Annotated in this window: 13 protein-coding genes; 7 read left to right on the forward strand and 6 right to left on the reverse strand. The window is 36.6% G+C overall.

Translation table 11 applies throughout. The features are described 5' to 3' along the window. Positions 1-60: 60 nt before the first annotated feature. Positions 61-189, reverse strand: a complete 129-nt coding sequence (locus RT445_RS03195; RefSeq protein ID WP_274793754.1) for a hypothetical protein — start codon at positions 187-189, stop codon at positions 61-63. Positions 190-388: 199 nt separating this feature from the next. Between RT445_RS03195 and RT445_RS03200 the strand changes: the two genes are divergently transcribed. The 6 genes from RT445_RS03200 (at position 389) to RT445_RS03225 (ending at position 4,915) form a co-directional block, all read left to right on the forward strand. Then, the gene (locus RT445_RS03200; RefSeq protein WP_274797352.1) at positions 389-874 is read left to right on the forward strand and encodes a hypothetical protein; all 486 of its coding nucleotides are present in this window, start codon (positions 389-391) and stop codon (positions 872-874) included. Between the two features lie 218 nt (positions 875-1,092). Continuing rightward, a complete protein-coding gene (locus RT445_RS03205; protein WP_396631790.1) occupies positions 1,093-1,434 on the forward strand; it encodes a MerR family transcriptional regulator in 342 nt (113 codons plus the stop codon). Positions 1,435-1,466: 32 nt separating this feature from the next. Further along, positions 1,467-2,801 (forward strand): hemolysin family protein, encoded by a 1,335-nt coding sequence (locus RT445_RS03210; protein ID WP_274793755.1) that lies wholly within the window; start codon positions 1,467-1,469, stop codon positions 2,799-2,801. Positions 2,802-2,904: 103 nt separating this feature from the next. Continuing rightward, on the forward strand, positions 2,905-3,309 hold the full coding sequence (locus RT445_RS03215) for a hypothetical protein (RefSeq protein ID WP_274793756.1): 405 nt from the start codon (positions 2,905-2,907) through the stop codon (positions 3,307-3,309). Between the two features lie 141 nt (positions 3,310-3,450). Continuing rightward, positions 3,451-3,900: a helix-turn-helix domain-containing protein gene (locus RT445_RS03220; protein ID WP_274793757.1), complete on the forward strand. Its 450-nt coding sequence runs from the start codon at positions 3,451-3,453 to the stop codon at positions 3,898-3,900. A gap of 280 nt (positions 3,901-4,180) precedes the next feature. Beyond that, positions 4,181-4,915, forward strand: coding sequence for a metallophosphoesterase (locus tag RT445_RS03225; RefSeq protein ID WP_274793758.1), 735 nt, complete (start codon positions 4,181-4,183; stop codon positions 4,913-4,915). Between the two features lie 54 nt (positions 4,916-4,969). Here the strand turns inward: RT445_RS03225 and cyoE are convergent, their stop codons facing one another. The 5 genes from cyoE to RT445_RS03250 all read right to left on the reverse strand — a co-directional run bounded on the left by cyoE (position 4,970) and on the right by RT445_RS03250 (position 8,890). Beyond that, on the reverse strand, positions 4,970-5,911 hold the full coding sequence (cyoE, locus tag RT445_RS03230; RefSeq protein WP_274793759.1) for a heme o synthase: 942 nt from the start codon (positions 5,909-5,911) through the stop codon (positions 4,970-4,972). 314 nt (positions 5,912-6,225) lie between these two features. Next, positions 6,226-6,879 carry an alpha/beta hydrolase gene (locus RT445_RS03235; RefSeq protein ID WP_274793760.1) on the reverse strand — a complete coding sequence of 218 codons (654 nt, stop codon included), beginning with the start codon at positions 6,877-6,879 and terminating at the stop codon, positions 6,226-6,228. A 38-nt stretch (positions 6,880-6,917) separates the two neighbouring features. Next, a complete protein-coding gene (locus tag RT445_RS03240) occupies positions 6,918-7,475 on the reverse strand; it encodes a hypothetical protein (protein ID WP_274793761.1) in 558 nt (185 codons plus the stop codon). A 136-nt stretch (positions 7,476-7,611) separates the two neighbouring features. Next, positions 7,612-8,313 carry a tetratricopeptide repeat protein gene (locus RT445_RS03245; protein WP_274793762.1) on the reverse strand — a complete coding sequence of 234 codons (702 nt, stop codon included), beginning with the start codon at positions 8,311-8,313 and terminating at the stop codon, positions 7,612-7,614. A 97-nt stretch (positions 8,314-8,410) separates the two neighbouring features. Next, entirely contained in the window at positions 8,411-8,890 is a 480-nt protein-coding gene (locus RT445_RS03250) for a thioredoxin family protein (RefSeq protein WP_274793763.1), read from the reverse strand. Positions 8,891-9,084: 194 nt separating this feature from the next. Here RT445_RS03250 and RT445_RS03255 point away from each other — a divergent pair. Next, the coding region (locus tag RT445_RS03255; protein WP_313469674.1) for a YhgE/Pip domain-containing protein at positions 9,085-10,084 on the forward strand (1,000 nt) is incomplete at its 3' end.

Raw genomic sequence — 10,084 nt, forward strand, 5'->3', positions numbered from 1 at the left:
GAATAAACATGCATTTTTCAAAAAAATTGAGCCCATGATGGCAAGTTCAATTCCTTTTCACTAAACCTCCAGAATTCCTCGTAACCAACGCTCCACAAAGTTTTCAAAGGTAATACCATAAGTATCATAAACAGCATGATAAACAAAATACGTCCCTAATCGATCAAGCATCTCATCATTAATTTTCATCACAAACCGCTCCCTTTCTCCTCAATATTTTACTAAATTTTCAGACTTTTATACTTCCAAAATGCCGAACAATCAAGTGGAGGTCGCATCGTTGCAAAACCGTCACAATCTGCCGCCTTCATGCCCTTTCTTCGTATTTTTCTTTTCGATAAGATAGTAATAACAACTTACTAGACTGGAGGGACTACTTGTGAAATGGATGACAAAAGTTGCTTGTATGTCATGCATCTGTGCACTACTGTCTGGCTGCGGTGATCGAATATCAGAAATAAAGGATGCTGCTTCGGGCATCAATTCAGCGGCCAACTCCGCAGCTAGTGCAGTTAGTCGAGATGTACATGCTATACGCGCTATAGACATTAACTATCAAGACACATCATTTACAGTTAATGACCTATTTAAAACTATTTTACGTGACATACGCTGGGATTATGACCCCGAAAAAAATGAGCTACATGTGAGAGGTACTTGGCAGCCCCCACTATTTTCTGACCAGTCATGGAATAAAGAGATGAAAGAAATGCTTGCTGAAGCTGGTGTTGTGACCGTTTCATGTAAAATAATCGATGACAAAATTGATAGCTCTCAAACAAAAGTAACTCTTACATATAACGGGGAAATTCTCTTAGAACAAAATGGTGAAGATGCACTCCATCACCTATATGATACCTATTTACTTCCATAAACATAGTAACGTTTCTGGCATTCAACTGTGTCAGAAACGTTATTTTTTCCATCGAAGAAATCTTACAATTTTGAAATATCGATACCAATCATTTGAATTAATAAAAACCATCACGTTATAATTAAAGCATCACGTGATGGTTTGGAGGTGTTTGCATTGGGACAGATAAATTAAAAATTGGCGAGCTTGCAGAAAAAACTGGCATAACGAAACGAACAATTGATTACTATACAAATATTGGTTTGTTGGATGCAGAGCGTTCTGCAACGAATTATCGCTACTATGACTCTACTATGATTGAACGGCTTCATTTTATTGAACGACGCAAACAACAGGGGCTTACACTTGTGGAAATCCAACATGAAATGAACATCACACCATATGAAGAAATTGACGTACAAATGCTTCGTTTAAAAATGCAAGACTTAGAGCATGATGTCACTTCTCTGCTAGAACAACTAGATAAGCAAGATCATAAAAAAATTGAACATATAAAGAAAAACGTTTCCCCTGAAAGTATTGCCTTAATGCAATCTTTACTATTACTCATTCATAATTAGGAGGTGACGTTCTGTTTCTACAGAACGACTATTTGGAGACCATAATAAACTTATCGATTTTTACCATTTTATTAGCATTAACAGGCTTTTTCGTGGCAACAGAATTTGCCATTGTAAAGGTACGTTCCTCAAGATTGGATCAGCTAATTGCAGAGGGCAATAAAAAAGCGATTGCTGCAAAACATGTTGTTAGTCATTTAGATGAATACTTATCTGCCTGCCAATTAGGTATTACAGTAACAGCCCTTGGTATCGGGATGGTTGGAGAAAAAACGTTTGAATTTATGCTTCATCCTCTATTTGAAGTGGTCGGCATTTCAGATAAGTATATGACGATCTTTACGATTGGTACGGCCTTTGCCATTGCCACATTTTTACATGTAGTAGTTGGTGAGTTAGCTCCAAAAACTGCAGCCATTCAAAAGGCAGAAACGATTACCCTTCTATTTGCAAAGCCCATTATGTTTTTCTATAAAATAATGTATCCGTTCATTTGGTTCTTAAATGGCTCTGCACGCGTTTTGGTTGGTTTATTTGGCATGAAGCCTGCTAGTGAACATGAGCTTTCACATACAGAGGAAGAATTGCGTTTATTGCTATCTGAAAGCTTTAAAAGTGGTGAAATTAATAAATCCGAGCTGAAATATGTGAATAATGTCTTTGAATTTGATGAACGTATTGCTCGTGAAATCATGGTTCCCAGAACAGAAATTGTCGGGATTGAACAAAATGAATCCTTTACAACGATCATTCATACTATTGCCGCTGAAAAATATACGCGCTACCCTATTTTTGATGGTGACCGCGATAATATTTTAGGCTTTATCAATGCAAAGGAACTTTTTACACACGGCTTACTCGAACAACTTACAGACGAGACATTAGTACTGGAAGATTTCATTAACCCAGTTATTCGAGTCATTGAAACAATTCCTATTCAGGAACTACTCGTACGCATGCAAAAAGAGCGCATCCATATGGCCATTTTAATGGATGAATATGGAGGTACATCTGGACTAGTGACTGTTGAAGACATCTTAGAAGAAATTGTTGGTGAAATCCGAGATGAATTTGATGATGATGAAATTGCAGATATTCGAAAAATTACAGATCATCACTATATATTAAATGCAAAAATGCTTATAGAGGATGTTGAAAATCTATTAAACATTACGCTAGATGCAGAGGAAGTAGAAACTTTAGGTGGTTGGTTCTTAACTGTCAATAATGGCATAAAAGCATCAAAAAACATTGAGCTCGACTCCTTTGTTTTTAGCATCTATGAGCAGCAAGGACATCAAATTCACTATATCGAGGTTCGACCTCTCAGAAAAACAGCCTCCGTCATAACAGAAGTACAAATGTAATGGTATAGCAAGGCTCCCAAAAAATTATTCCTTATTCCATTAATAGCCATCGCACTATATAATGAGTATAGCAATAGGATTCTAGTTTCAGGAGGCAATATTCATGACATTATTTAAGCTATATCATTCAGACGGTATTCATATTATTTCTGATGTAAAAAAACACAAAACAAATATTGAACTAAAAACAATTACAGGCGAAGTCCTATATATTATCGTAGTGACAGATGAAAACTACACAGTGTACGACGATCGTTTTGCGGGTGCTTCTAAGCAATTAAACTCAGTAGAAGCTTTCGATATTGATGGCAGTTTTCGCAGTCTAGATTTCGATAATATGCGTTCTTTATTTAAAGAAGCCTTTACAAAGCTTTTACAGGAGATTGCTGAATGTGTTCAAAATAAAGAGGAGCTAGTCGATATTGATACGCTTCGCCATAAAGTGAGCGCACAAATTAAAGGCATCCACTTCCGTGTCATCTCCGATACGAAAAAATATGAGATTTAACATTCAACAGACTGTTCTATAATGAACAGTCTGTTTCCTTTTACCTCGTTTCTCTTCCCAACCCACTATTGAAACAGAAACACGTCATCTTACTTTCATGTATAATGGAACATAACAATCTGAAAATAAGGGGTGTTTAGGATGAATCGTGAACAATTAATCACACTCATTTCAGAAAAACTGAAATTAATCCGCACAGAAAAAACTTTTACACAGGATCAAATGAGTGATTTACTAGGACTTTCCAAGAAAACACTAGTCCAAATTGAAAAAGGTCGTATTCTAGCAGGATGGACAACCACTGTTGCCGTTTGCACGCTATGTCGTGACAGCACCATTTTACAGCATGAGCTTGGTGGCGATCCTTTAGAGGTTGTAGATTTAATTGCGAATAATGGCACATTACAGCCAAAAGAAAAAACAATGGGTGGATACATATGGTGGAAAAATATAAGTGAGCATGATGGTTTTCGTTTACAGCAAAATGTCATTAGCCAGCATTTCCGCATTTTAGACAACAATAACTTTCGTCTTATTTCAACCTTTGATGAACAAATAGCTACGAAGGCATGGGAAAAATTGAAGCTTTAATCTTATAGCAAGCTACTTTTCTTTGCTCGAACAGTAGAAGCTTTACTAGTTGCTTCTACTGTTATGCGTGGTCTTCTCCCCTCTCTTCCCCTCATCCCACTAGACAAATGAATAAAGAAATAAAATCACCTATCATATGATAAAGTAAAAAATAGTAGTAAGAGAATTGTTTCTTTGAAAGTTCTATGAAATAAGTCCAAGAGAAGCTGGAACAGTCGAAATTTGTAGAATAATTCTCTATACTGAATAGTAGTGGTACTATTAGAAAGGATGCTCGTAAATGAATCGAATACTAGCAATTAGTGATATACATGGAGAACTAGGGCTGTTAGAAGAATTGCTTTTAAAAGCAAACTACGATCCACAAAGCGACCAGCTTTTTTTACTTGGTGATTACATCGACAGAGGTCCCTCTTCTAGTGGTGTATTAAATTTAGTTGGTGAACTACAAGCATTGGGTGCAAGGGTGTTGCTAGGAAACCACGAGGCCATCATGCTGAATGCCTGCCGTTCTGGCCTTGCTAAGCCATGGAACCATTGGGTGGGGCTATGTGGTGGAGAGGCCACACTGGCAAGCTATGGCTACCAATTAGAAGACTTTGAGGAAGCGATCCAAAGCAATACTTTGCCTAGCTTTATTAAAACATTGCCAAAACTTGAAGAACATTTACAATTAATCGAAACCTTTGACATCTATATTGAATTAGAGGATGCTATTTTTGTCCATGGTGGTGTTGTACCCGAAGTCGCTATAGCTGACACCGATCCTATGAGATTGCTTTGGATTCGTGAGGAATTCCATGCAGGCTATCATGGGGATAAAACGGTTATCTTTGGCCATACCCCTACTTATAATCTACATCAAAATCCAACCGATTATCGGGTGTATTTTGGGGAAAATAATATCATTGGCATTGATGGTGGCGCTGTTTTTGGCGGACAATTGCATGCATTTGAGTGGCCAAGTCGCCGAATTTTTTCAGTGGATAATAAAAAACCAACAAGTGAAGAGTAACTTGTTGGTTTTTTTGTTTTTGTAAGCTCAACATGCAGAGGCGTAATAGGGTTATTAATATAGTTTAAAGATAACCCCTACTAGGGAGTACACAATGACTGTTGAGAATAGTATTGTCATATGGAATAGTGAAAAGACAAACATTTTTGTAGCCCATTTCACTTGATCTGTATTACTGTGATAACCATAAATACTCATCGCGAGCCAAGCAATACTTAATATTAAAGCCACAAGCATAATGCCTACACTTAACGAGCCAAATAAAAAGCTTGATAAAATCAATAAGATTAAATAAAAATTAGTTTGATAATACGTACGGCGCATTCCTTTTACAACAGGTAGCATTGGCACACTAGCTGCTTCATAGTCTATACGTTTGCGAATCGCAATGGCATAAAAGTGAGGCATTTGCCAAATCACCATCACAAAAAATAAGCCTAGTATTGCAGGGTGCGTAACGTCTGAAGAGACAGCAGACCATCCAATTAATGGTGGTACTGCACCACTAATACTGCCAATTTCCGTATTATATATCGTACGACGTTTTGTCCACATTGTGTATGGGACAACATATAGGAATACACCTAATAACCCAAATGCAGCAGCTAATGGTGAAGCAAGTGCTAACACAGCTACTCCAATAATTAACATGACGACAGCTAATGATAAAGTCGATTTCGCTGACATTTCCCCTGTTACAGTTGGTCGATTTTGTGTACGGGGCATAATTGCATCAATATCACGGTCATAGACATTATTAAATGCCCCTGCTGCTCCAATTACAAGGGCGGAACCGATTGTTGAAAAAATGATTTCAGGTATATTGTCTATAAACGCCATTTTATTTTTGTACATGCCTAGCGTTAAACCAGCCCACATAGGAATTAAATTGGATTTAATAATCCCTGTTTTGACTGTTTGCGCTAAAATAGTAGAGCGTGATGAATTCCCACGTGAGGATTGCGGTTTATGCTCCGTTTTCAGATTTTGTTCCATTCATTTTAATTCCTTTTCTCCATAATTTCTAAACGCTTCCCTCGATACGAAGCGACAAAATTTGCATCTAGCACATCAAATTATTATTTTACCCCTTTTAGATGGGTTCTGTCTCTATGTTCACATAAAGTACATGTTTTCATCTAATAAAGCACGCTCATTCACAACATCTTCTATGATACCACCGACTGACATGAATTTGAACCTTCTTGACTCGATTCTTCCAATCACTATTGGAGAAAAATAATTTAATACAATGTTTCATGTTGAAGCAACTAAAAAAACCGAGACAATATTTTGCCTCGGATTTCTACTTATTGAATTTCTTCCTGTAGTTGCTGTGCTAAAAACGTCACAAGGTCACGCATATTTTCTGGCGTTACACCATGTCCATCTGGATATTGTTTAAATGTCACCGTAGCACCAAATTGTTCAAAGATCTCTTTGCTTTCCATGCCCCATTGAGAAGGTATTACATAATCATAATCTCCGTGTGAAATAAAAGCATGCAAATGGTCTACAGAGCGGATGGCATATTCCTCAGTAACAAATTTTGGTGTATAGCCACTTAATGCGATGATCCCGGTCACTAAATTCCCCATAACAAAGGCAAGTGATTGAGCTAATACTGCACCTTGGCTAAAGCCTAATACAAATACTTTATGAGGATCAATTTGATATTCATCAATGGCCTCTAATATAAATCGTTGTAATGCCACTAACACTTTATCGAAGATAGCACGATCTGGTTGCCCTACCTCTTGAATGGTGAAAAATGCATAGCCAGGATGTTGGGTAATTGGCCCTCGTAAACTAAAAATATGACATTGCTCTTTGAATTCCTGCACTAACTGTGGTAAATCATCCTCATGACTGCCCATACCATGCAGTAAAAAAATAGCTGGGTATTTTTTAGTAGGGTCCATATTTGTTGGTTGTGTATGTTTAAAAGTAAATGGTGTATTCATTCAATCAATTTCCTTTCACGTAAACCTTTGTAACAAAGTTAGCATAATTTCGTTTTATTAATCAATCCATCTGTATGGTAAGCAATATAACCATTAACAATACGGATAGTCTCTTGTGGATCTGCGTCAAAGAGAATTGTTGATTGCTCTGGCGTTGATACAAGAACAGTTAATAAATCCATGCGCATGGAATGACCAGCAGAGCTATACGCATAGTCATAAATAATCGCTTCTTCCGTCATGCCTTCCGTCTCATACTGCTTGTGGAATAAGTCCTTTGCTGCATCTAGTTGCTCTGCCACTTGTTGACGAATTCTCATCTGATGCATTAATAATTCCTCTTCCAAAGCTGCAGGCTCTAGCCACTTTTTCGCTTTAAGCATTTTTAAAAATTCTTGCTCCCACGCCTGTTCATTTTCAGTAAAATAAAGCATATTAACCATTAGCATATCCCAAAAGTCCGTTGACGTTTTAGCTGATTGTCGCTGCATGGCAATTGTTTCTTTAAAATGCTCTTCTACTTTTGTGATATTCATATTGCGAACTAAATGATTACAAACGTTTTCAATAAACTTATTTGCCACTTCTTGTGCCATAAAAATCCGTCCTTTATATCTACAAATCATTTTCTTTCTTATCATACCATGATTGTGAAATATGGCAACGAACCCAGCTCACTTGATTTCTAAGTAAAAAGGATGTCTCCGTAGCTATTGGAAACATCCGATTATCTTATGAGAAAACATAGCTATCCATATTGTTGATTGTATTTTGAATGGCATCTTTCAATGATTTTTGCTCTTCGCCACAAGAAGCCAGCGCATCCTCCAAAGTGAGTGCCGCATTCGCCATAAATGGAGCCATTTGCAGATCCTTGGCTAATTGAATAAGTACAAGAGCTCTATTCCATTTCCAACGAGGATTTGTGGGATCTAGCTGAATCGCTTGCTCCAAATAACCAAGCGCATCGAAAGGTATCCAGCCAAAGCGGTGCATCGTCTGCCCTGTGATCCCCCAATAGACAGCTTTATCTGGATTTTCCTTCACTGCTTGTTGGAAGCAGTGAACACTCTCATTGTAATGATGTGCAAATAAGAACAGCTCCCCTTGTGTAAAAAAGGATTGTGCTTTATCTGATGGTGTTCCTGTTTTCGCCACTTCCTCCAATTGCTGAATACGCTTTGCAAATGCCGCTTCATCTTTTATTGCACGTATTTCAGCTACTAGATCAGATTCTGGATAGCTTTCGTCAGCTCGTTCTATATGCTGAACTTCTAAATGAGCAGTTGGCTTTGGATAGTGATCCAATTCATACTGTTCTAATAAATTGATATATTTTTGTGCCAGTGCTTTTTCCTCTTCATTTGTTACCTTCTTCGCTAATTCATAGCATTTCATTAGCTCGCCATTATAAAAATATTCATCCATTGACATTGACATTTCCTCCAGTGTACAACTTTTCAGTATTTTTAGTATACACTACAAAAACAAAAAGAGATTGTATCAAAATTTGACACAATCTCGCTTTTCTCTATTTTTTTAACACTACAGTATTTAAGAATGTTCTTAAATCTTCTTCTTTAAGAGCTCCTACAAAGCGATTTACTTCTTTACCATCTTCGAAACGAATAAATGTTGGCGTTGCTTCAATATTATATTTCTCCCATAAATCTTCATATTCATAGACATTCAATTGTGCAATATCAACACCTAATTCATCAGCAATTGGCATTAACTCTGGTGTAAATGCTTGACAGTGTACACAAATTGGACTGAAGAAGTAAGCATTGACCGGTTCACCCGCTTTAATTTTAGCTTCTAGTTCATCTGGTAACATAATGTTTTGATAGTTTTCATCATCTAATTGATCAATTGTTTCTTGTTTTAGCTTTTTATCGCCATAGGGGTTGTTTGCACTTTCTAACTTACTTTTGTTTGAGACATTGGTAAGCACAATAATTGCTGCAAATAAGACAACAATAACGGAACCAATAATTAATAATTTTTTCACTAAAGTAGTGACCTCCTTTTTCACACTAAAAGCCTAGTTTTAGTGTATTCGCGATTGATTATAAAGTTTTTCAAAAACCTAGTAAACTAATTTGCCTTTAAATGAAGATATTTCACATTTATAACATAATTTTAAGTGAATTTGGGAACATACATAATGAGAGTTCATGCAAAATTTGAATGTGGGGTGATTAAATGAAAAACTCGTTTCAGCATGTGTTTCAAATTTATTCAAAGGATATTCGCAACATTGTTACAAACTGGGTTGTAGCTGTCATTATAGGAGGGCTCATCTTCCTTCCATCTCTTTATGCCTGGCTTAATATTTATGCCTCCATGGACCCATACGCCCACACATCTAATATGAAGATTGCTATTGTAAATGAAGATACTGGAACAAATGTCCGAGGGGATACAATCAATGTCGGAAAGGAAGTTATAGAAAATTTACGGACAAATAAAAGTTTTACTTGGGAGTTAGAAACGGAGAAAAAAGCGATTGATCATTTAAAAAATGGCGATTACTTTGCCGCCATAGTCATTCCCAAAGATTTTTCCGAAAAGCTAACGTCGATTCTTACAGATCAACCAACGAAAGCCCATATCGACTATTATGTAAACGAAAAAAAGAATCCTATTGCCCCTAAAATAACAAGTAAAGGAGCAAGTGTTCTTACTCAGCAGGTTTCGAATGAATTTGTATCGACTGTTAATGGCACTCTTTTTTCTATTTTTAATACAATTGGCGTTGAAATGGAACGTGATATTCCTGATTTCCACAAATTTGAAAACTATGTCTTTACCATAGAACAGCATTTACCTGATATCAACTCATTTTTAACACAAGCATCTAAGCAAGGAAAAGATGCCAATCAATTATTGAATCAAGCTCTTACACAAATACCCCAAGTGGAACAATTGACAACGGACGGTTTAACGACCATTCAGAAGGGTTTACATTTAGTAAATGAAGCGGATGCTCTATTTAATGAGCTATCTCCAGTTATTAAAAAGGATGTCGCAACTGTCCAACAGATTGCACAACATTTTTCAGATATCATTACTAAATTAAATAATATTAACGTCGATCCAACTTCTATTGCAGAAAAGAAAGAGGCAATTAAAAATCAATTGACAAAGTCCAAAGATAACATAAGCAATAGCATTCAAACGCTGGAAGCATTGCAAAAATTAA

The organism is Lysinibacillus sp., assembly GCF_032093475.1.
Classification (GTDB): Bacteria; Bacillota; Bacilli; order Bacillales_A; family Planococcaceae; genus Lysinibacillus; species Lysinibacillus irui.

Bases quoted from the DNA above. Each gene is read 5' to 3' on its own strand.
- RT445_RS03195 (WP_274793754.1), bottom strand. From the start codon at position 189: ATGAAAATTAATGATGAGATGCTTGATCGATTAGGGACGTATTTTGTT.
- RT445_RS03200 (WP_274797352.1), top strand. From the start codon at position 389: ATGACAAAAGTTGCTTGTATGTCATGCATCTGTGCACTACTGTCTGGC.
- RT445_RS03215 (WP_274793756.1), top strand. From the start codon at position 2,905: ATGACATTATTTAAGCTATATCATTCAGACGGTATTCATATTATTTCT.
- RT445_RS03220 (WP_274793757.1), top strand. From the start codon at position 3,451: ATGAATCGTGAACAATTAATCACACTCATTTCAGAAAAACTGAAATTA.
- RT445_RS03225 (WP_274793758.1), top strand. From the start codon at position 4,181: ATGAATCGAATACTAGCAATTAGTGATATACATGGAGAACTAGGGCTG.
- cyoE (WP_274793759.1), bottom strand. From the start codon at position 5,911: ATGGAACAAAATCTGAAAACGGAGCATAAACCGCAATCCTCACGTGGG.
- RT445_RS03235 (WP_274793760.1), bottom strand. From the start codon at position 6,879: ATGAATACACCATTTACTTTTAAACATACACAACCAACAAATATGGAC.
- RT445_RS03240 (WP_274793761.1), bottom strand. From the start codon at position 7,475: ATGGCACAAGAAGTGGCAAATAAGTTTATTGAAAACGTTTGTAATCAT.
- RT445_RS03245 (WP_274793762.1), bottom strand. From the start codon at position 8,313: ATGTCAATGGATGAATATTTTTATAATGGCGAGCTAATGAAATGCTAT.